The sequence below is a fragment of the Tychonema sp. LEGE 06208 genome (genome assembly GCF_015207505.1).
Taxonomy (GTDB): Bacteria; Cyanobacteriota; Cyanobacteriia; order Cyanobacteriales; family Microcoleaceae; genus Microcoleus.
In genome coordinates this window covers 22,768-42,545 of record NZ_JADEWT010000020.1, presented here as the reverse complement: position 1 = coordinate 42,545, position 19,778 = coordinate 22,768, and the positions used below count along the sequence as shown (strand labels likewise).

The 19,778-nt window shown below is 45.0% G+C and carries 19 protein-coding genes; 7 read left to right on the top strand and 12 right to left on the bottom strand.

Going from position 1 to position 19,778, the window contains the following annotated elements:
• Positions 1–77 precede the first annotated feature (77 nt).
• Positions 78–1,046: a tRNA epoxyqueuosine(34) reductase QueG gene (gene queG / locus IQ263_RS07860; protein ID WP_333194040.1), complete on the bottom strand. Its 969-nt coding sequence runs from the start codon at positions 1,044–1,046 to the stop codon at positions 78–80.
• A 210-nt stretch (positions 1,047–1,256) separates the two neighbouring features.
• Here queG and IQ263_RS07855 point away from each other — a divergent pair, with 210 nt between their 5' ends.
• Together IQ263_RS07855 and IQ263_RS07850 are read left to right on the top strand one after the other, a co-directional pair.
• Positions 1,257–2,219 carry an orange carotenoid protein N-terminal domain-containing protein gene (locus IQ263_RS07855; protein WP_194066941.1) on the top strand — a complete coding sequence of 321 codons (963 nt, stop codon included), beginning with the start codon at positions 1,257–1,259 and terminating at the stop codon, positions 2,217–2,219.
• 380 nt (positions 2,220–2,599) lie between these two features.
• Positions 2,600–3,034, top strand: coding sequence for a nuclear transport factor 2 family protein (locus tag IQ263_RS07850; RefSeq protein WP_194066940.1), 435 nt, complete (start codon positions 2,600–2,602; stop codon positions 3,032–3,034).
• 771 nt (positions 3,035–3,805) lie between these two features.
• Here the strand turns inward: IQ263_RS07850 and IQ263_RS07845 are convergent.
• The 3 genes from IQ263_RS07845 to rsmH all read right to left on the bottom strand — a co-directional run bounded on the left by IQ263_RS07845 (position 3,806) and on the right by rsmH (position 7,666).
• On the bottom strand, positions 3,806–4,228 hold the full coding sequence (locus IQ263_RS07845; protein ID WP_194066939.1) for an ATP-binding protein: 423 nt from the start codon (positions 4,226–4,228) through the stop codon (positions 3,806–3,808).
• Between the two features lie 645 nt (positions 4,229–4,873).
• The gene (locus tag IQ263_RS07840; protein WP_194066938.1) at positions 4,874–6,544 is read right to left on the bottom strand and encodes a SpoIIE family protein phosphatase; all 1,671 of its coding nucleotides are present in this window, start codon (positions 6,542–6,544) and stop codon (positions 4,874–4,876) included.
• Between the two features lie 219 nt (positions 6,545–6,763).
• A complete protein-coding gene (gene rsmH, locus IQ263_RS07835; RefSeq protein ID WP_194066937.1) occupies positions 6,764–7,666 on the bottom strand; it encodes a 16S rRNA (cytosine(1402)-N(4))-methyltransferase RsmH in 903 nt (300 codons plus the stop codon).
• Positions 7,667–7,965: 299 nt separating this feature from the next.
• Between rsmH and IQ263_RS07830 the strand changes: the two genes are divergently transcribed.
• The 3 genes from IQ263_RS07830 to IQ263_RS07820 all read left to right on the top strand — a co-directional run bounded on the left by IQ263_RS07830 (position 7,966) and on the right by IQ263_RS07820 (position 10,844).
• A complete protein-coding gene (locus IQ263_RS07830; protein ID WP_194066936.1) occupies positions 7,966–9,150 on the top strand; it encodes an NAD(P)H-quinone oxidoreductase subunit H in 1,185 nt (394 codons plus the stop codon).
• A gap of 40 nt (positions 9,151–9,190) precedes the next feature.
• The gene (locus IQ263_RS07825; protein ID WP_228049875.1) at positions 9,191–9,469 is read left to right on the top strand and encodes a type II toxin-antitoxin system HicB family antitoxin; all 279 of its coding nucleotides are present in this window, start codon (positions 9,191–9,193) and stop codon (positions 9,467–9,469) included.
• Positions 9,470–9,629: 160 nt separating this feature from the next.
• On the top strand, positions 9,630–10,844 hold the full coding sequence (locus IQ263_RS07820) for a class I SAM-dependent methyltransferase (RefSeq protein ID WP_194066935.1): 1,215 nt from the start codon (positions 9,630–9,632) through the stop codon (positions 10,842–10,844).
• On the opposite strand, the gene IQ263_RS07815 is transcribed toward IQ263_RS07820, so the two are convergent.
• The 6 genes from IQ263_RS07815 to pedR form a co-directional block, all read right to left on the bottom strand.
• Entirely contained in the window at positions 10,841–11,353 is a 513-nt protein-coding gene (locus tag IQ263_RS07815; RefSeq protein ID WP_228049874.1) for a hypothetical protein, read from the bottom strand. The genes IQ263_RS07820 and IQ263_RS07815 overlap by 4 nt on opposite strands.
• Positions 11,354–11,725: 372 nt before the next feature.
• The gene (locus IQ263_RS07810) at positions 11,726–12,868 is read right to left on the bottom strand and encodes a DNA cytosine methyltransferase (protein WP_194066934.1); all 1,143 of its coding nucleotides are present in this window, start codon (positions 12,866–12,868) and stop codon (positions 11,726–11,728) included.
• Between the two features lie 90 nt (positions 12,869–12,958).
• On the bottom strand, positions 12,959–13,729 hold the full coding sequence (locus tag IQ263_RS07805) for a Uma2 family endonuclease (protein WP_194066933.1): 771 nt from the start codon (positions 13,727–13,729) through the stop codon (positions 12,959–12,961).
• A 199-nt stretch (positions 13,730–13,928) separates the two neighbouring features.
• Positions 13,929–15,203, bottom strand: a complete 1,275-nt coding sequence (gene hisS, locus IQ263_RS07800; protein ID WP_194066932.1) for a histidine--tRNA ligase — start codon at positions 15,201–15,203, stop codon at positions 13,929–13,931.
• A 633-nt stretch (positions 15,204–15,836) separates the two neighbouring features.
• Positions 15,837–16,118, bottom strand: a complete 282-nt coding sequence (locus IQ263_RS07795; RefSeq protein WP_194066954.1) for a hypothetical protein — start codon at positions 16,116–16,118, stop codon at positions 15,837–15,839.
• A 34-nt stretch (positions 16,119–16,152) separates the two neighbouring features.
• A complete protein-coding gene (gene pedR, locus IQ263_RS07790; RefSeq protein WP_194066931.1) occupies positions 16,153–16,428 on the bottom strand; it encodes a photosynthetic electron transport-dependent transcriptional regulator PedR in 276 nt (91 codons plus the stop codon).
• Positions 16,429–16,488: 60 nt separating this feature from the next.
• Between pedR and IQ263_RS07785 the strand changes: the two genes are divergently transcribed.
• A complete protein-coding gene (locus IQ263_RS07785; protein ID WP_194066930.1) occupies positions 16,489–16,629 on the top strand; it encodes a hypothetical protein in 141 nt (46 codons plus the stop codon).
• A 237-nt stretch (positions 16,630–16,866) separates the two neighbouring features.
• Positions 16,867–17,865: a carbohydrate kinase family protein gene (locus tag IQ263_RS07780; protein WP_194066929.1), complete on the top strand. Its 999-nt coding sequence runs from the start codon at positions 16,867–16,869 to the stop codon at positions 17,863–17,865.
• A gap of 74 nt (positions 17,866–17,939) precedes the next feature.
• On the opposite strand, the gene IQ263_RS07775 is transcribed toward IQ263_RS07780, so the two are convergent.
• Both IQ263_RS07775 and aqpZ read right to left on the bottom strand, forming a co-directional pair.
• Positions 17,940–18,428, bottom strand: coding sequence for a gluconokinase (locus IQ263_RS07775; protein ID WP_194066928.1), 489 nt, complete (start codon positions 18,426–18,428; stop codon positions 17,940–17,942).
• Between the two features lie 129 nt (positions 18,429–18,557).
• Positions 18,558–19,256 (bottom strand): aquaporin Z, encoded by a 699-nt coding sequence (aqpZ, locus tag IQ263_RS07770; RefSeq protein WP_194066927.1) that lies wholly within the window; start codon positions 19,254–19,256, stop codon positions 18,558–18,560.
• Positions 19,257–19,778 lie beyond the last annotated feature (522 nt).

Below are 19,778 nucleotides of genomic sequence, written 5' to 3'. Positions count from 1 at the left end.
CAGAGGCATTTCAAGATAATTGGGAAATGAGTACAATCTTGCCTAATATATTAGCTCTAATGACCACTGACTGAGGACTAATGACTATTAATTTGATTGGCTTTGGCATTTCTACGCAGCATTTCCGGTTTAATTCGCCGCAGCGCCGAAGCTGTAAATCTGCGGTTCCATTCCTCGTCGGAAATGTCGGCTAATTCTGCAAGTGTCGGCGCTATATTTTCAGGATAAGGCTCAAATTCTGTAACATCTGTTGGTTGAGCAAATCGCTGATTCCAAGGACAAATATCTTGACAAATATCGCAACCGGCAACCCAACCTTGTAAATTAGATGCTATTTCGTCGGGGAGTTTTTCGGCTCGATTCTCGATCGTATGATAGGCTATGCACCGATCGGCATTCACGACAAAAGGCTCAGTAATAGCCGCCGTCGGACACGCATCAATGCAGCGAGTGCAACTACCGCAATGTTCCGTATGGGGAGCATCCGGCGCTAACTCCAAATTAGTCAAGATTTCGCCCAAAAACACCCAAGAACCGTATTCTCGCGAAATTAAATTACCATTTTTGGCAATCCAGCCAATTCCTGCACGCTGCGCCCACATTTTATCCTGAACCGGCCCGGTATCAGCATAATAGCGCGCTTCAATTCCCTCGCTTTGCGATCGCACCCAATTTGCCAAAACCTTGAGTTTTTTGTGCAAAATTCTGTGGTAATCCCGCCCCCAACCGTAGCGAGAGATTTTAGCATATTTGACCGCTGCACCGTCCCCCCCCTCCAACAGGGAATTTTCGGGGCGCTGGTGGGGCGTGTAGTAGTTAATGGCAACACATATTAATGACTTCACCTCTGGCATGAGCGATCGAATATCGGAGCGTTTCGGGTTTGTCATCCATGCCATATCCGCCTGATAACCCTTGTCCAGCCAAGCTTGCAATCTTTGTTTTTCTATATCGACATCCGCGTCTGCAGAGGCGATTCCCACTTTGTGAAATCCCAGCTCAAGGGCTTTTTGCTGAATGCGATCGCGATTAATTGATATTTTCACAGAATTAGCAACCGCAGCATAAAATGTGCAATAAGTCTAGTAATTTTCAGAGGATCTTTGGGAAAAGAATCGATAATACTTTCACAATCTTTATATTTATAAATTTGAACTCAAAAAGCTCAAAAACGTTACATAATGTAATCAAAGGAGAAATGGGTTCGTCTATTCAAGTCGGCAAGTAAAACCAACAGCGAATCCCACAGCATACACATGGCAGTTAGTATTCAATCAGCTCAATCAATTTTCTCAAACACCGAGATTGCGAGTGCTGTTCCCGCTACCACCGAAGCGTTCTACAAACTCAGTGTTGAAGACCAACTCGCACTCCTCTGGTATGCCTACACCGAAATGGGCATCTCCATCACCGCAGCAGCTCCGGGAGTAGCCAGCATGGCGCTAGTCGAAGGCATTCTCAACGAAATCAAGCAAATGTCGCCTGCTGATCAAAGCAAAACCATGTTTGACCTCGCCAGCAACGCCGACACCACAATCGGCCGGATTTACACATCCTTGCGCGTCAACACCAAACTCGGTTTCTGGTATGAGTTGGGACAAATGATGAAACAGGGCGTTGTCGCCCCCATCCCTGCAGGCTATCAAATGTCTCCCGAAGCCACCGCAGTTCTCGAAACCATCAAAACACTCGATCCGGGCCAACAAATTACCGTACTTCGCAACACGGTAGTTCACATGGGCTACGATCCAGATTTCAGCCAAGAGTACGGCAAACGAGCTGCCCCCCGCAGCACTCCCACCGCAGTAGCAGAGCGGGTGAAAACCGAGATTAAGGGTATCAGCGAGCAGACCGTGCTCAGCTACATCGACTACATGAATGCCTTCGACTTCACCCCAGCCGTCGGTTTATTTGCCGAAGAAGGCGCTCTGCAACCGCCTTTCCAAAAGCCGATCGTCGGTCGCGAAGCTATCCTCAACTATATGCGGGAAGAGTGCATCGGACTGAAAATGATGCCCCAAGAAGGCGTGTCCGAGCCTGCAGAAGATGGCTACCGCCAAGTGAAAGTTACCGGTAAAGTCGAAACTCCTTGGTTCGGCTCGAATGTGGGTATGAACATTGCGTGGCGGTTTTTGCTCGATCCCCAAGGTCAAATTTTCTTTGTGGCGATCGACTTGTTGGCCTCTCCTAAAGAATTGCTCAACCTGATCCGCAAATAGAATATTCTGTTTGGCGTTTGTCAAACAGACTTGCACAGAAACCCAGATACTTTAAAAGTGTCTGGGTTTAGTTGATTTTAGATTTTAGATTTTAAGGACTACTCGTTTACTCGTTACCAGTAGCGCCTGGTAACGCTGATCGATCAGCTCTGGCTCCTTTTTTTCCAACAAGCGAGGCAGAGCGTCTAGACCTCTGTTCCCAGACCCAGCCAGGGAACAAGTTAAGTGTGTGGGTTTATACAATTTGAGATTTGAGATTGCTGTATGTTACTCTTTTTATTCAGAGAATTTATCCCTAGCCCTACCTATATCTTTTGAGGGATTTGCTGCGACAAACATAATGATTAAAGTAGATTCATTCCTTTCAAATCATTTATTTTATGACTGCCACAACTAGACCTATTTTAACTCGCTCTATCGAGATTGCTGGTATCACAAAGCCAGTGATACTGCAATATTTTGAAACTTTAAATGCAGGCAATTTTGAAGATACTGCTAATTTGTTTGCTGAGGATGGAGTTCTGCACGCGCCCTTTGAAGAGCCAATTATCGGTAAAAGCTCGATCGCCACTTATCTAAAAACAGAAGCGCGAGGAATGCAGCTCGAACCGCAGCAAGGTAGCAGCCAAATTTTAGAAGATGACCGAGTTGAAGTTCATGTCAGCGGCTGGGTGAAAACTTCCGTATTTGGTGTTAATGTCGGATGGCTGTTCGTGCTCAATTCTGACCGAGAAATCTTTTCTGTCACCGTCAAGCTGTTAGCTTCAGCCCAAGAATTGCTAAATCTGCGACCCCATAAAAAATTCAACGTTTAATAAGTTTAGTAGAAAGGCGTAAATATTTGTAGTTGGGATGAGGCAGGAGTCAGGAGACAGAATGCAGGAGGGATTGGGGTTTGAGCCTCATTTATCTTTCTTAACACAGTTGTGTTTTTCCCCACCGACTTACTTCATACTTAAATTGAATATTGGGGTTTCACCTGTCGATCGCGCGTCATATCAATTCCGGTTGTACCGTCAGGTGATTGTTGACTGTTAAGAGGGCCCGCACGCACCATCCACCGCCCCTACTGACTGTTGACTGGCGGGTCGAAAAACTGAATGGTTGAGTCTTAACTGTTGACTCGATTTTATTATTCCGATGCAACCGGAAACGATATCATAGCTCGATCGATATTTGTGCGTCACTGAGGCAGAAACCAGGTTTTTCGCCAAATCTCCGGTGAAGCGCTGCCAACTCTCGAAAAAACCCGTTTGTGAGGTGTTTTTGCGTCACTGAGGCAGAAACCAGGTTTTTCGCCAAATCTCCGCTGAAGCGCCGCCAACTCTCGAAAAACCCGGTTTTTTTGGCAGACAAAATTGTCAAAATAGCTAGAACGCCGTCCTAATTATTTTGGTCATTTTGTGTATTCGCGATCGTTAATCAGTAATCACTAATGACCGAGGACTGAGATCGCGTCAATTACCATAACAAAAACAGTTTGTAGTGCGGAATGCGAGTCCGCTCACTTGTTGTGGACTCGCATTCGGCACTACGAACTTTGCTTATTGCAGTTAATCGACCATCGGACACAATCTAACGGCAAATTAAGATTTTTCTGGCAAACTCGCTTCCAACTTCAGACAATTGCGGCCGTCTAGTTGCAAACTGTAATCCACCCGATCCATCAGTCTGCTCATAATCAGCCAGCCATAGCCGCTTTCCTGCTTCGCTTCCGGCCTCGGGGGACTGTAAGTGTCCATTTCGTAACCTTTACCATAATCCCAAATTTCTAAACCAATATCCCGATTTTTTAAATTCAAGCGAATTAACACCGGCAAATTGGGTTGATCTTTGTGAGCGTGGCGGATCACGTTAGAATAGGCTTCTGCTAACACCAAGCGCAAACGATTCGACTGACGCGGCCAATCGATGTGCTCTCCTAGCTCAACTTCCAAACTGCTCAGCAACCAATTTTCAACAATTGTTAAAAACCGCAAGTCGCTTGGTACATGAAGCTCAGTATTCATAAAAAAATCCTGTAAGTTTGGAAACCCGTGTCTTCTGACCAGGGATGAAATACAACACGCCGAATTAATTTGGCGTTAATACTTGTCGCTACATGAAGGATACTCAATACTGGGCGATCGAGGCAATAGACTTTCGCCGAAAGCATTCACCAAGAAGCATCAATTAAGAGTTAGCCACTGACGCGCTAGTTCTGTAACTTTTGCCTGTCGCCCGCGTTCTCTGTGTTAATCTGTAGCCTTTGACATACTCCCCGTCGTAAACGAGCGGGGATTCTTGACACTTCAACGAGTCCTGCTACCAAGGTAGTCTTACAGTCCCGACCTGTCCGTTTAGAGTCTCCTAATGCCCTATGGCGACTAATATGTATCGTTTTTTTTGGGAATATTAACAATACTTTTGTTTTGCTTCCAGGTTGGATTTTAACCATTGCCCTTCAGTCTTTCCCTATTACTGGAGCAGTCCCGGTTTCAACTCTGATGAGTATATATCGCTGCACTCTTAGGTGGGGATTTCAACCACTTAAATTATCGCACAAAGCCGGCCACGCTCAGAAGGGGCTTGTATCCCAATTTCTCTGTCAACCGAGGGCTGGAGTTTTTAAGACCCAAAGCCCCCGACTATGATTGTCGGGATAGCTGACAGATTCAGAGAACCTCCAGAGAAAGTATGGTTTGGTCATCTTCCTGAATAGGATTGTCAGCTCGGATGTAGGCCAACAAATTGTCCAAGTTGATGGAACCAGGCTCCTCAATCAAGAGTTGCCAAAGCCCTTCTTGTTGTAGCATAGAACGGGTTGCTTCGCCCCCTGCGATCGCCGGAGTGGTCACGCTAGCTTCAGTAATCCCGTCACTCGTCAGCAGAAATACATCTCCTGACTTTAATTCGATCGCACCGGCTTTACCTTTCCAAACTGGCAGTATCCCCAAGGGAATGCCGCGAGCTTTCAAGAAATTCGGCTCTGCTGGCGTTAAACCGCTAGCAGTCTGAGCTTTCACGTCAGAATTCGACCAAACAATCGGGTAAATGTGACCGGCATTAGCAAAAGCCAAGTGTCCCGTTGACGGAGTGTAACGAGCTACAACCATCGTAATAAAATGGTTGTTGCCGATCAGGTCGTCAGCCATACTGCTATTCATATTCTGCATCACTCGATCGGGCTCGGGAGAAATTTCTTGAGAAAGTTCGCGCCGCATCACCGAAATCGCGCTAGCCATAAATAGAGCAGCCGGAACACCTTTACCGGAAACATCACCCACCGCTATCCAAATATCCCCTTGCGAGTGAACGTAGACCTCAAAAAAGTCACCGCCAACTTCCCGCGCCGGATAGCAACAAGCTTGCACCCTGACGGTTTCAAAATCAGGCCAACTTTGGCGCAACAAGTTTGTTTGGATTTGGCGGGCCACTTCCAACTCATTCTGCATCTGGTTAGCTAAATCCAGAGTGCGCTGATAGAGCTTAGCTTGAGAAAGGGCCAGAGCAGCTTGAGCTGCTACACCTTCTATTAACTCTATATCTTCTGCCGACCAAGGGTTAGTGCCACCTTGCTGACACAGGGCCAGTACCGCCAGCAAGTCTTGCTGATAAGTCAGGGGCACAGCAATCTCAACCGAGTTACCCTCACCGCCACTATTGTTGACTTGAGTTTGGCGGGTGGCTACGGCTTGAACCAGCAAATTTTCATCAAAAGAAAAGCTGCTGGATTCCGTCGCTTGGGCTTGGTAGGGGAAGGTACTAGGTAATAGTCTCTCGCCCTCTACCGGCCGCAGCATACAATAGTTGGCCTCAAAAGTTTGGCCTACGGTTTGAACAATAGTTTGTACCATACTAGAGTAATCTAGCGACCCGCGAATCACGCTCATCACCTCATTGAACAGAGATTCCTTGCGTAAAGCGCGGCGCAGTGCAACACTGCGCTGCTTGTAGTATTTGTAAGTTTCGGACGCTTGATTGATAACTAATTTCAGTTCTTCTGGATTCCACGGTTTGGTGATGTATTTGAAAACTTGACCTGCGTTGATTGCTTCTACCAAGTCTTCAACATCTGTGTATCCAGTCAGCAGAATCCGAATCGTATCAGGAAAGCGATCGACTGTTTTCCCCAAAAACTCGGTGCCATTCATTTCTGGCATCCGCTGATCAGATATAATCACCGCCATCTCCCCTTGTTCGTCTAGAACGGACAGGGCGCTGAGGGCGCTATCTGCTTTGTAAACCTGAAATTCGCGTCGAAACGTCCGGTACAGCAAATCCAAGTTGTCGGGTTCGTCATCGACTACCATTAGTTTCAGTTTGCTTCCATCTCCCCGACTCATGCTATTCCCTACTCCTAGGCGAATTAATCAGGTCTAAAACTAGCTTGTCAAATACCCTTGTCGGATTCAGCGGAGCCGAATCTGCGTGAGGGCTTCGGGTTTCATAGGTCAGTGCCATGTTAGTGATACCACAAGGAAGTTCGGAACTTGCATCCGGGTTCGGTCTTACCAGACCTCGCCTTGGTTTGGATCTCGTGCTTGACTTTCCTTGCTGCCGAATCAAGTTAATTTTTCTGCCAGTCTGAGCTTAGCAGAACGAGAGCGGGGATTTCTAGCTACTTCTTCCGATTGTGGCACGATCGGCTTTTTTGTCAGTACCTGCAAACAGTCTGTTCCTCGGAGTTGGTGCTTGACCGGTCTGTCTTCGAGGCTGTGAAAAGTAATAATTCCAATTCTCCCACCGGGTTTTAGCCACTTTGGCGCTTCCTTAAGAAAAGTGTCTAAAGAAGCGAGTTCGGAGTTGACGGCTATCCTCAAAGCTTGGAAAGTGCGGGTGGCGGGATGGATTCTACCGTTGCGCTGCTTGGGTGGGAAGCTGCTGGCGATCGCCCCTGCAAGTTCTGTAGTAGTTTCAAAAGGACGTTGTGCGACAATCCGCCTCGCAATGCGCCGCGAAAAGCGCTCCTCGCCGTATCTGTAAATAATATCTGCTAGTTTAACTTCTTCCCAGTGATTGATAATCTCTTGGGCCGTCAAAGATTGCTGCTGGTTCATACGCATATCTAACTTAGCAGGGTGGCGAAAACTAAAGCCGCGTTCCGGTGTATCGAACTGAGCCGAGCTAACGCCCAAGTCTGCTATGATACCATCAAATGTGGCCTCTTGAGACTGATATTGGGCAAAATTGCCGTGCCAAAACTCGACGGGATCCTTAGCAAATCGGGCTCTGCAAAAACGGATGGCTTCTTCGTCGCGATCGATCGCCACCACACTCACATCAGCCGCCGCCGCTAAAATCAAACTCGTGTGTCCGCCGCCCCCAAGCGTCGCATCCAAATAGCGCCCGCCCGGACGCACAGCTAAACCAGCAATTAATTCACTAGCCAAAACAGAAACGTGATAAGCCTCAATACTCACATCTGATGCAGGAGTCTCCTTCTCAGACGGCTCGATATCCTTCATAATCTATACAAGCGAAACAAAAATCAACAGTAGTCAGTAGTCAGTTGTCAGTAGTCAGTTGTCAGTAGTCAGTAGTCAGTAGTCAGTTGTCCGTTGTCAGTAGTCAGTAGTCAGTTGTCAGTTGTCAGTTGTCAGTTAGAGAGTTTTTTGCTAATGACCAATAACCAATAACCAATAACCAATGACTAATGACCACTAACCACTGACCAATGACTAATGACCAATGACTAATGACCACTAACCACTGACCACTAACCACTGACCAATTACCAATTACCAATTACCAATTACCAATTATTATGTCAAGAATTGAGACAAGAACCGAACCAATGGTGCTAAACATGGGCCCGCACCACCCATCCATGCACGGGGTACTGCGGTTAATTGTCACCCTGGACGGCGAAGATGTAGTGGACTGCGAGCCTGTTTTAGGCTATCTACACCGCGGCATGGAAAAAATTGCCGAAAACCGCACTAACGTGATGTACGTCCCCTACGTGAGCCGCTGGGACTACGCTGCGGGGATGTTTAACGAAGCGGTGACAGTCAATGCACCGGAAAAGTTAGCCAATATTGCTGTCCCCAAACGGGCGAGTTACATTCGGGTAATCATGCTGGAGTTGAACCGGATTGCGAACCACTTGATGTGGGTAGGGCCGTTTTTGGCGGACGTGGGGGCGCAAACTCCGTTTTTCTATACTATGCGCGATCGCGAACCAATTCTCGACTTGTGGGAAGCAGCCACCGGCTACCGCATGGTAAACAACAACTATTTTCGTATCGGCGGAGTCGCAGCAGATTTACCCTACGGTTGGGTAGACAAATGCGAAGATTTCTGCGATTACTTCCTGCCAAAAATTGACGAATACGAACGTTTAATTACCAACAATCCAATCTTCCGCCGCCGGATTGAAGGACTGGGTACTATCTCTCGCGCCGAAGCGATTAATTGGGGACTATCCGGCCCGATGTTGCGCGGTTCCGGCGTGAATTGGGATTTGCGGAAAGTTGACCATTACGAATGCTACGACGACTTCGACTGGGAAGTCTGTACCGAAGCTGCTGGCGATTGTTTAGCCCGGTATTTAGTACGGATTCGGGAGATGCGCGAGTCGGTTAAGATTATCTATCAAGCCTTGAAAGGACTCCCCGGCGGCCCTTACGAAAACTTGGAAGCCAAGCGCTTAGAAAGCGGGCCAAAATCGGAATGGAATGGTTTTGACTATCAATTTATTGGCAAAAAAGTTGCCCCGACTTTTAAGATTCCCAAGGGCGAACATTATGTCCGCGTTGAAAGCGGTAAGGGTGAGTTGGGGATTTATATTATCGGGGATGATAGTACATTTCCTTGGCGCTGGAAGATTCGGGCTGCGGATTTCAATAACTTGCAGATTTTGCCTCACATTGTGCGCGGCGTGAAGATTGCGGATTTGGTGGCAATTTTGGGGAGTATCGACATTATTATGGGCTCGGTTGACAGGTAGACCCGCTGTTAGCAGTAAGGGCTTTAGTTATTAAACGAGTATGACTAAAGCCCTGACTGTTAATAATGATATAGTAAAATTTAAAGAACAAAGAGGTTGCAGAATGAATGTCAGCAAGCAAGAGTTCTACGTCATTATTGAACGAGATGAAGATGGCTATTATGTCGGGGAAGTCCCACAGCTAAAAGCCTGTTATAGCCAAGGAGAGACTATTGATGAGTTGATTGCCAATATTAAAGAAGTTATTGCACTTTGTTTAGAAGAAGAGGGTAATGAAAAATTACCTGAATTTGTAGGTATTCAAAGGGTAATGATTTAATAATATACAAAAGTTCTGCGTAAGTCATGTATAGCAACCCCAAATTTCCGAACATCAATCAAAACCTCAGTCTTTTCTCTTCCTCTGTGTCCTCTGCGCCCTCTGCGGTTAAAAAAAATCTTTATTTCATAAATAAAATAACATTAACTTTAATTTAATTATGACATCCCAGCAATCAGATATTAACGATAGTAACCCGGAACTCTGCGCTTTAATCTGCGAAAGAATTGCCGCCAGTCCCCAGCAGCGTATTACTTTTGCTGAATATATGAATTTGGCATTATATCATCCGCAGCAGGGTTACTACAATAGCGATCGCCCGCCGATCGGCAAACAAGGCGATTTTATCACCTCGCCTCACTGGAGTGCTGATTTTGCCGAAGTTTTGGGCGAGCAATTTGTGGAAATGTGGCAAATTCTCGGCAAACCTCATCCTTTTACTATCGTAGAAATGGGCGCAGGGCTGGGAACATTTGCCGTAGATTTGCTGCAATACCTGCAACGGCAATATCCCGATTTATTTAAAGTTTTAGAATACATTATTGTTGAAATTTCCCCTATCCTCCAAGCGGAACAGCAGCAAAATTTAGCCAAATTTAAAAATATCAAATGGTGCAATTGGGATGAAATAGCTAATAACTCTATCGTCGGCTGCTTTTATTCTAACGAATTAGTCGATGCTTTTCCAGTGCATCAATTTGTCGTAAAAGAAGGGCAAATTAGGGAAATTTATGTTGCCGCCGACGAAGAACCAAACAAAGAATCTGGAAGCAAGTTTATTGAAGTATGCGACGAAATTTCTAACCCTAAGATTGCCGAATATTTTGATTTATTGGAAATAGATTTGTCCGCGACTGTTTATGCGGACGGATATCGCAGTGAGGTTAATTTAGCAGCTTTAGACTGGATAAAAACAGTTGCCGAAAAATTGCAGCGGGGATATCTGTTAACAATTGATTACGGACATCCGGCGCACCGCTATTACAATCCGAGGCGCAGCGAGGGGACGCTACAGTGTTATTACCGCCACCGATATCACAACAATCCTTATATTAATGTGGGGCGGCAGGATTTAACGGCTCACGTCGATTTTACGGCGTTGGAAAAGCAGGGTGAATTGTACGGTTTGAAGGTAATGGGTTTGACTCAGCAGGCTTTGTTTTTGATGGCGTTGGGTTTGGGCGATCGCCTTGCTTCTTTGTCCACAAATGATGCGGAAGTGTTGGATGTGGCAACGTTTTTGCGGCGCAGGGAGGCTTTGCATAGAGCGATCGATCCGATGGGTTTGGGCGGTTTTGGGGTTTTGGTGCAGTCTAAGGGGTTGAGGGAGGAGGAAAAGGGGAGAATATTGAAGGGTTTGATGGTGCCTGATTAGTTATTTGGTTGATTTACGCCACTCAATTCCGCGCACTTACTCAACGGCGGAAATTCCCATTTCCCCGAATACAAAGCAGATGGCAGCTTTAAACAGTATGCTGCAGGAATTACTTCTATCAACCACCAATTAAACATATCTCGCCCGGCCGCAGCAAAACCAGAAATAGCATCTCCCGTAATGGCATCATACAAAATATCCAAGATGGCATTATAAGCTATTTTCGTGTTGAGTGTTTGCAGCAAGCCGTAGAAAATATTATAAGCTTCGTCAGTAGCTTGATATTTTCCAATTTTGTTGATATGAGGAAACAAGGTATCAGCCCAAGTTTCTGGAATTTCACCGCCATCTTTTAGCCAACAAGATACAATTCCTTGAATGATATCAGTCTTGTTTTCTTCAGGAAAGTAATGTTTAATAGTCGGTTTAGCTGCCAATGCTATTCCATAGGCCATGTAGACATATCGCTGATGGGATATTGCATCATTAGGCATTCCAAATGCTGTCATTACTTCTACAAAAGCTTATTCTACATCGCTGTTTCCGCCTCTTTCGTATAAATCACGATACTTTCTTTCCCAAACGCTGTGAAGAGTTTCCTGTAATTGCTCAGGAATATCTGAGTTACTGGGTAATTTAAAATCGCTGTAGTAGCCTTTGACAAACTGTATTATTTACTTTGGCTCCTGATATATTGTGTAGGACTTGCATGGACCCAGAAACCGGGGCTCCTGATATATTGTGTAGGACTTGCATGGGCCCAGAAACCGAGTTTTTTACGAAACTACTGCTTTTGAGGCTTTGACACTGGTGAAAAACCCGGTTTCTTTGGTATTTATGCGTCCAGGACTGTTAATGAATAAAATATTATACTTACTATACTATAAACTACTGGTTAATTGTAAAATGTTTTCAGTAAGTTCTAATTCAGCCCATTTTAAGCGTTCTTGAATAGACATCCCCTGCAACTTTTGACTCATTTCATATAAATCAACTTGCGGATAATCCCCCTTAAATAGTGGAATTAAAGACTCGACTACAGCAGCAATTCCCTGCGGCGGTACTGCATTCCCAATCTGTCGCCGCACTTCAGTAGTAGAACCTTCAAAAACAAAATTATCGGGAAATGTTTGCAATCTTGCTCTTTCGCGATTTGTCAAAGAACGGGGTTCTAAATAATGATAACCCCAAGTTCCACCACCGCCACCAGCAATAATTGTCGATGATGGTTTATCGGGATGAATTCGCCGATAAACGTGACTGATCATGCCTTTGACATAGTAGGGACTGTCCTTGGGAATATCAGAAAAATTGCCTCCCGGTTTAATTCGATTTAAAATTTCAACGGTTCGGGTATGAATTTTATGATGTTTGTTATTGTCGAGAACTGTTTCTACATTCTTGAGCGCTTCGCCCGCAGTTCGATAAGGATTTTTGCGATTTATACCGTATTTTGGCTGAGGATGCACAAAGTTAAATCCTGTATCCATCCGAATGCCAACTAATAATACTCTTTGCCGAAATTGCGGCACTCCGTAATCGGCAAAGTTGTAAAGTTTAGGTTTAACTAAGTAACCTGGTGCTATACTTTCAAAGTCGGAAATTATTTGTTTGATTGCTTGATAGTTATTGGCACTTAATAAACCTTTGACATTTTCTGCTACAAAAGCTTTGGGCTTCTTTTTATTGACAAAATCTAGAAAATATGTGTATAAATTGCCTCTGGTTCCTTCAAGGCCGGGGCGCTTCCAAATTAGGGAGAAATCTTGACAGGGGAACCCTCCTATACATATTTCAGCTTCGGGAACTTGTGCAATGTCTATATTTTCTATGCTGTCATTAACTATGACATCGGCGATATTTCTGCTGAATGTTTGGCAGGCGTATTTGTTGGAGTCGATCGCCCAAACTACCTCAAATCCGGCTTGGTGGAATGGCAAATCCATGCCGCCGCAACCAGAAAATAAGGATATGAGTTGCGGTTTTGTTGTCCAGGCGATCGGCTGGAGACGTTCGATTAACATAGGAGTGTAAAGTTAGCCAAGGGCGGACGGGATGCCCGCACTACAAGAGTGCGATCGTACCACATCGAATTCGACTCATCAATTGATATTTCACTCTTCATCATCTAACTCGATCCCGGCTTGACGCAGTTTTTCGGCCAATCTTTCAGCGCGGAGTTTTTGGCGATCGCCCCGCTGACGTTCTTGTTCTACTCTTTCTTCCGACCACAGCAACAACTCGCCTTCTGCATCCCACCATCTCAACCAACAGCCTGTTCTCCCTTCGTGGGTTCCTTCCCAAACTCCTAAAAACAAGTTTAATCCCGGTATCCAATAACGTCCGTTATCATCGGGTTTTTGCAAGTTGTAGTGATCTGATTCTAAAGCGTAAACTTCTAAATGAGCTGTTTTTGCTCGGAATATGACGTATCTGGGGACTTTAATTACTTGCTCGTAAAAATACCACTTTCCCACCCGCGAGGTAAACTCAACAGAGTATTCTTCCCCGTAGGTTTCTGAAAGAAACTCCATCACGATTTGGGGGATGGTTCCTTCTGTGTGTGGCGTGTAACTGCGGCGGACTTGCGAGACATTTTTGGGATTTACTGGTTTTACGTACATCCAATCGGGTGCTTTGCAAATAATACGCTGTTCGTCGCTGCTTGAACCTGGGAAACTTATGCCGGCACACAAGGCAAAGTTAGAAACTATTAAGGCATCCCGCATTAATTCAGGAAATGCTGTTAGCGGTTGGCGCAAAGCCGAGGCTAATAATGGTTGGCTTTCGTCTTCCACGGGGTCATCTGGTAGTTGGAAATCTTCTGGGAGTAGCGGCCAGGTGATTGTGAGTTTTGTTTCAGGATTTTTAGTTGCTACAGACATAGTTTATCAGAGGTTAGTGGTTTTAATAATTAAATTATATCTCTTGGTTTTTGGGATGTTAATTGACTGTCTCTTTTGTTTGTAGCCGAGTCTCGATCCCCCCTGCCACCCTTAATAAGGGGGGGGACAAGAGTGCGGTCAAAGTCTCCCTTATTAAGGGGGATTTAGGGGGATCTAGACTCGGCTACAAGCGATCGTTCTAAGGGTTGTTAATTTTCTGCTGTAGTTCGGTGGTCATTGCTAGCAGTTCCGATTGGGCGATCGCACTTTGTTCACCACTCGCCAACCACTTCAATTGTACAGTCTCATTTTCAGCTTCCGCATCACCCAAAACTAAACACGCAACTGCACCGCTTCTGTCGGCTCTTTTAAACTGTTTCTTGAAAGGACTAGCACTCAAATCTATCTCTACACTAAACCCGGAACTTCGCAATTTTTGAGCTAACCATACCGATTGCTGTTCTGCTTTTTCACCCCTGGATACCAAATAGAAATCTAACTTGGGCGCGGGCAAAGGTGGCAACTTTTGCAGCAGGATAATCAACCTTTCGATACCCATTGCCCAACCGACTGCCGCCGTATCTGGGCCGCCCAATTCCTTTACTAAACCGTCGTAGCGGCCGCCTCCGCAAACTGTTGATTGCGCTCCCAAATCGTCGGAGATAATTTCAAATGCGGTGTTGGTATAGTAATCTAAACCGCGCACTAATCGGGGATTTAACTGATAGCTAATTCCTAAATTTGTGAGCATAAGCTGCACTTGCTCGAAGTGAGATCGCGATTCCTCTCCCAAATAGTCCAAAATACTCGGCGCACCAGCTACAATTTCTTGAGTGCGCTGATTTTTGCTGTCCAAAATCCGCAGCGGATTGCGAGTCAAGCGGTCTTGAGAATCGGCGTCTAATTCGTCTTTGTGCGGTGTAAAATAATCGATCAAAGCTTGCCGATAATTTTGTCGGTCTTCCTTGTTTCCGACAGAGTTAATATCGAGTCGCAAATTTTTTAAACCGATAGTTTTCAGGATATCACAGGCGATCGCAATTACCTCGACATCCGCACGAGGATTCGCACTCCCCAAGACTTCCACGCCAATTTGATTGAACTGCCGCTGTCTTCCTTCTTGCGTGCCTTCGTAGCGAAACATCGGCCCCGCATACCACAGACGCTGTACGTCACCAGCCGCGTACAAACTGTTTTGAATAAAAGCTCGCACGACTCCGGCGGTGCCTTCTGGACGCAAAGTAATCGATCGATCGCCCTTGTCTTTAAAAGTGTACATTTCCTTGCCCACAACATCGGTAGCTTCGCCGATGCCGCGTTCAAATAAAGATGTTTGTTCAAAAATTGGCGTCCGAATTTCTCGATAAGCTGCTTTTTGCAATATTGTTCTAGCGACTGCTTCTATGTTTTGCCAATATTGAATTTCTGCGGGCAAAATATCCCGCGTTCCCGGTAAAGTTTTAATTGCACTCATTTTTTTAGTTAGTTGTTAGTTGTTAGTTGTTAGTTGTTAGTTGTTAGTTGTCAGTTGTTAGTTGTTAGTTGTTAGTTGTTAGTTGTTAGTTGTTAGTTGTTAGTTGGCAGTTGGCAGTTGGCAGTTGGCAGTTGTCAGTTGGCAGTTGTCAGTTATCATTATTCATTGTCATGGGTCGTTGGTCACTGCTCGTAGGAAATTTACAAAACTGACGCATCCAAATCTAAGAAATCGGGTTTCTAACATTCTATTGTCTAGGATTGATCCATTTAGATTGGAATGATATTGTAGTATTGTTCCCGCTCTATCTGTACAAGCTATTGGAGCTTTATACAGCACTACTAATACAATACTTAAACTGAGATGCTCCCGTTAATAACTTCTATATTCGTTAGTTCTCTGTCCTTAACTTTTAGCTAGTGACTAATGACTACTGACTAATGACTAATGACTAATGACTAATGACTACTGACTAATGACTACTGACTAATGACTACTGACTAATGACTAATGACTACTGACTAATGACTAATGACTACTGACTAATGACTAATGACTAATGACTAATGACTAATGACTACTGACTAATGACTAATGACTAATGACTACTGACTACTGACTACTGACTACTGACTAATGACTTAATAATTCCCAAGCTCCGTAACGATCGCCATAATAAGCCAAAATGCGATCGACCCGCTGGCGATCGACCAAATCGAAGCCTTCAGGATACTGTATCCACAAACCTCCAATTTGGCTGTCGCTGTAATCAAACCGCTGCGACTGCTGCGGAATTAAACCGATTTCCACGCCTTCAACTTGACGCAAATGGGCTGCTACTTCGCGATATACCGTCAGCGGCAATCCCGGCGATTGAATTTGATAGCGGAGTTGTTTTTCTTGTGCCGTTTGCATCATTACTTTGCCTGTCCCCAACCAAAATCCCTATTTAAGATACTTCTTTATCGATCGGCCCCGGTAGAGGGCAGCAGTTAATATTCTCCATACATACCTTCCCCCACTGCAAGGCCCAGCGCACCAGCGAAACTCGATTGTCAGCGGGCGTCTTGTTCAAGATATTGCTAATGTGGTTGTCAACAGTACGCTTGCTAATTTCTAACTTTTCAGCGATTTTCTCATTGGTCAATCCCGCCGCTACTAACTCTACCACTTGCAATTCTCTGTCCGAAAGGGTGACAGGGGTGCTGGAGACGCTCCCGTTCATAAATTTTTCCTATGTGTGCATATTTACCTATATACAATTCTAGAGGATGAGCGATCGAGTATGAAGAGAAAATTAAATCTGCTGCGGCTGCTTTTTCGCAGTGCAAGCACCAACTCGCTTGCAGAATCGCGGCTTCGTGGAAAAGAAGGCGCGACACTGCAAGACGCACCAGCAGCAGGCGCGTGGGATGGCGGATGCTAGCTTTACCTGAATGCACCTGACATCCGGGCCCAAAAACCCGGAGATGTTGGTACGTAAAACTACTGATACGCCCGCACTGCACTTGTGCGTTGAGCGTGTAACTGCCCGTATCAGCAAGTCTGATATTATAGGGAGCAGCGATTAAAAAAATAGCTGACAATTTTTATCGGATGGGCTAAAAATAATTATTGAGTTGTCTGCTGCTGTGACATCAAAAATCCAAAATCAAAAATAAATATGACTTATCCTCGCGTTTTGTGTCTGGGTGAAATTTTATTTGATTGTTTAGCAGACAAACCAGGAGCATCTCTCGAAGAGGTAGAATCTTGGACGGCATATCCCGGCGGCGCTCCTGCTAATGTTGCCTGTGCTTTGGTTAAATTGGGCACTGAGGCGGCATTTATCGGTGCTGTGGGTGGGGGGGATGAGTTGGGGAATTCCCTGGTGCAGGTATTGCAAGAAGTAGGGGTTGATACCGCTGGAGTGCAGCGCCATCCGAGTGCGCCGACGCGGCAAGTTTATGTGTTGCGGAATGAAGCGGGCGATCGCTCTTTTGCAGGTTTTGGTAAATTGGATACTGCGGATTTTGCCGACACTCGCCTCCAGGCTGCCCAAATTCCCGAAGTGCTGTTTGAAAATGCGGAGTTTTTAGTGCTAGGCACTTTAGAATTAGCTTATTCTGAAAGTCGAAAGGCTATAGAAAGAGCGATCGAACTAGCAGAACGTTACGACGTTAAAATTATACTTGACATCAATTGGCGTCCGGTGTTTTGGGCAAATCCAGACGAAGCAAAAGCGCGCATTATAGAACTCTTAAAAAAAGTAGATTTTCTCAAGTTATCTGACGAAGAAGCCGAATGGTTGTTTGCAACTACCGACGCTGGAGCTATTACCTACCGCCTCGATTCTGTAGAAGGTGTTTTGGTGACAGCGGGCGATAAAGGTTGCTCCTATTGTTTGTCGGAAAATGAAGGTAAAATCCCCGCCTTTGCAGTAGATATTGAGGATACAACAGGTGCCGGCGACGGATTTGTCGCTGGTTTTGTGCAACAGTTGTGCAAGCAGGGAATTAAGAATTTAGCAGATTCAGAAATAGCAAAACAAATTGTCACCTATGCGAGCGCGGTGGGTGCGATGACAGCGATGAAGCCTGGAGCAATTGCAGCTCAACCAACCGCCGCTGAAGTAGAAGCTTTCTTGTATTTGTACAAAAAACATCCCGCCAAACATCTATAGGTTCGTAGTGAGGACTTGAGCCCGCATAAAGAAGGACTACAGTCCTTAGTACAAACCTATTTTTTGGTCGTAAATTAACCGCCAACTAGATGATTTTCAATCTGGCGCACCATTACCTCTAGTGGCTGCGAAGCATCTATAATAATTGCAGTTTCTGGTTCTTCGAGAGTAGCGCACTGACTTGACAGCAAGTCTGCTTTCATGTAGTGATTTTCGCGAGTTTTTAACCTGGCTGTTAATAGCTCAAAAGAAGCTTTGAGATAAACTATTTTAATTTGCTGCTGGTCTCGGCAGAGCATTTCGCGGTAAGATGCTTTTAAGGCAGAACAAGCTAACACGACATTTTTATTTTCTAATAACCAGGTGTCTATTTCACTTTGCAGTTGCAAAAGCCACGGAATGCGATCGGCATCTTCTAAAGGAATGCCCCGACTCATTTTTTTGATGTTGGCTGGCGGGTGAAAATCGTCGGCATCGCTGAAATCCCAATTGAGAGATTGCGCCAGCAACTTGCCAACAGTAGTTTTTCCCGAACCGGAGACTCCCATCACGATCGCAATCATCGCTCTTATTTACTAAATATTTGTAATTGGATCGAGTTGGGCGATCGACAAACCGAGTTTCTTAAATTTTATGATAAATCCTACAACCCATAAAAAGTTCAAGAAACCCAGTCTGTTTCTAATTCTAGATCAAATTTCTTCCCTCGTGTTTTTAATTAAATTATAAGCCAAAACCCCGATAATTCCACCAATCACCGGGAACACAATAAACGCCCACAACTGTTGAATTGCCCATCCGCCTTGAAAAAGTGCCACACCGATACTTCTAGCCGGGTTGACTGAAGTATTGGTTACGGGAATTCCGACTAAGTGAATCAACACCAGCATCAAGCCGATCGGAATTCCGCCCAAACCCACGGGATAATTGGGATCGGTAGTACCCATGATGGTAAATAACAGAAAAGCCGTCAGTACAATTTCCGTCAAAGCTGCCGCCAAAAGTCCGTAACCTGTGGGAGAATGTTCTCCAAAACCGTTGGAAGCAAATCCCGAAGCAGCCACATCAAAACCCGGTTTTCCGGATGCTATCACATACAAAACAAGACCGCCTAAAATTCCGCCTACAATCTGACCTCCTATATAATAAGGAAGCAAAACAGCATCGATCAGTTTGGCAACTACTAAACCGATGCTTACCGCTGGATTGATGTGGCATCCAGAGATAGGCCCGATCGTATAAGCCATGACTAAGAGGGACAAGCCAAAGGCGATCGCCACTCCCAAAAAGCCGATTTTGTCTCCTGCTAAAACTGCACTGCCGCATCCACCTAATACCAGTACAAAAGTACCGAAGGCTTCAGCAACTCCTATTTTTATTTTTTTGTTCATGCTCACACTCTCTATTTTTGATAGATTAATTATGCACCCTGTTATAATCTGACATTCTCAAAATTGAAGCTACATTTTTCCCGCCAGCACTACAATACCAAGGAAAACCTTACAAGAATGTGTAACTTGAATTTCGAGAACCTGTATTGGCTCAACTGAAATTGTGGAATTTGAATTCAACAAATCAGCTCAGAGCTTACTATTTTATAAAAAAAATGTCAAGCCTTAGCGATTTTTTTGTATAAATTGTGCGAATCAATCACAAATACTTAACTAATTTTTATATAACTGTGGGATTAAATTGTCAAGAGTCAGCCTATTTTTTGTATAGATTGGGCAAGCTATTAGGAATTTATTTTAGAATAATTAATTTGGTTTTTTGGCTAACTTGGCGATCGCAATTTTACTGATTGTTGTTGTGCAAGCCGATCGCACTTACAGCTAAAACATCCGCCCTAACCGGCTTACATTCACCTCGTAGAGTATGCCACAACAACCTTCCAGGGTTGTGGCACACCCTAC

What these genes read in the sequence shown, in the direction of transcription:
- IQ263_RS07855 (WP_194066941.1), top strand. Translation starts at nt 1,257, where the DNA reads ATGGCAGTTAGTATTCAATCAGCTCAATCAATTTTCTCAAACACCGAG.
- IQ263_RS07850 (WP_194066940.1), top strand. Translation starts at nt 2,600, where the DNA reads ATGACTGCCACAACTAGACCTATTTTAACTCGCTCTATCGAGATTGCT.
- IQ263_RS07845 (WP_194066939.1), bottom strand. Translation starts at nt 4,228, where the DNA reads ATGAATACTGAGCTTCATGTACCAAGCGACTTGCGGTTTTTAACAATT.
- IQ263_RS07840 (WP_194066938.1), bottom strand. Translation starts at nt 6,544, where the DNA reads ATGAGTCGGGGAGATGGAAGCAAACTGAAACTAATGGTAGTCGATGAC.
- rsmH (WP_194066937.1), bottom strand. Translation starts at nt 7,666, where the DNA reads ATGAAGGATATCGAGCCGTCTGAGAAGGAGACTCCTGCATCAGATGTG.
- IQ263_RS07830 (WP_194066936.1), top strand. Translation starts at nt 7,966, where the DNA reads ATGTCAAGAATTGAGACAAGAACCGAACCAATGGTGCTAAACATGGGC.
- IQ263_RS07825 (WP_228049875.1), top strand. Translation starts at nt 9,191, where the DNA reads ATGACTAAAGCCCTGACTGTTAATAATGATATAGTAAAATTTAAAGAA.
- IQ263_RS07820 (WP_194066935.1), top strand. Translation starts at nt 9,630, where the DNA reads ATGACATCCCAGCAATCAGATATTAACGATAGTAACCCGGAACTCTGC.
- IQ263_RS07815 (WP_228049874.1), bottom strand. Translation starts at nt 11,353, where the DNA reads ATGACAGCATTTGGAATGCCTAATGATGCAATATCCCATCAGCGATAT.
- IQ263_RS07810 (WP_194066934.1), bottom strand. Translation starts at nt 12,868, where the DNA reads ATGTTAATCGAACGTCTCCAGCCGATCGCCTGGACAACAAAACCGCAA.
- IQ263_RS07805 (WP_194066933.1), bottom strand. Translation starts at nt 13,729, where the DNA reads ATGTCTGTAGCAACTAAAAATCCTGAAACAAAACTCACAATCACCTGG.
- hisS (WP_194066932.1), bottom strand. Translation starts at nt 15,203, where the DNA reads ATGAGTGCAATTAAAACTTTACCGGGAACGCGGGATATTTTGCCCGCA.
- IQ263_RS07795 (WP_194066954.1), bottom strand. Translation starts at nt 16,118, where the DNA reads ATGCAAACGGCACAAGAAAAACAACTCCGCTATCAAATTCAATCGCCG.
- pedR (WP_194066931.1), bottom strand. Translation starts at nt 16,428, where the DNA reads ATGAACGGGAGCGTCTCCAGCACCCCTGTCACCCTTTCGGACAGAGAA.
- IQ263_RS07785 (WP_194066930.1), top strand. Translation starts at nt 16,489, where the DNA reads ATGAAGAGAAAATTAAATCTGCTGCGGCTGCTTTTTCGCAGTGCAAGC.
- IQ263_RS07780 (WP_194066929.1), top strand. Translation starts at nt 16,867, where the DNA reads ATGACTTATCCTCGCGTTTTGTGTCTGGGTGAAATTTTATTTGATTGT.
- IQ263_RS07775 (WP_194066928.1), bottom strand. Translation starts at nt 18,428, where the DNA reads ATGATTGCGATCGTGATGGGAGTCTCCGGTTCGGGAAAAACTACTGTT.
- aqpZ (WP_194066927.1), bottom strand. Translation starts at nt 19,256, where the DNA reads ATGAACAAAAAAATAAAAATAGGAGTTGCTGAAGCCTTCGGTACTTTT.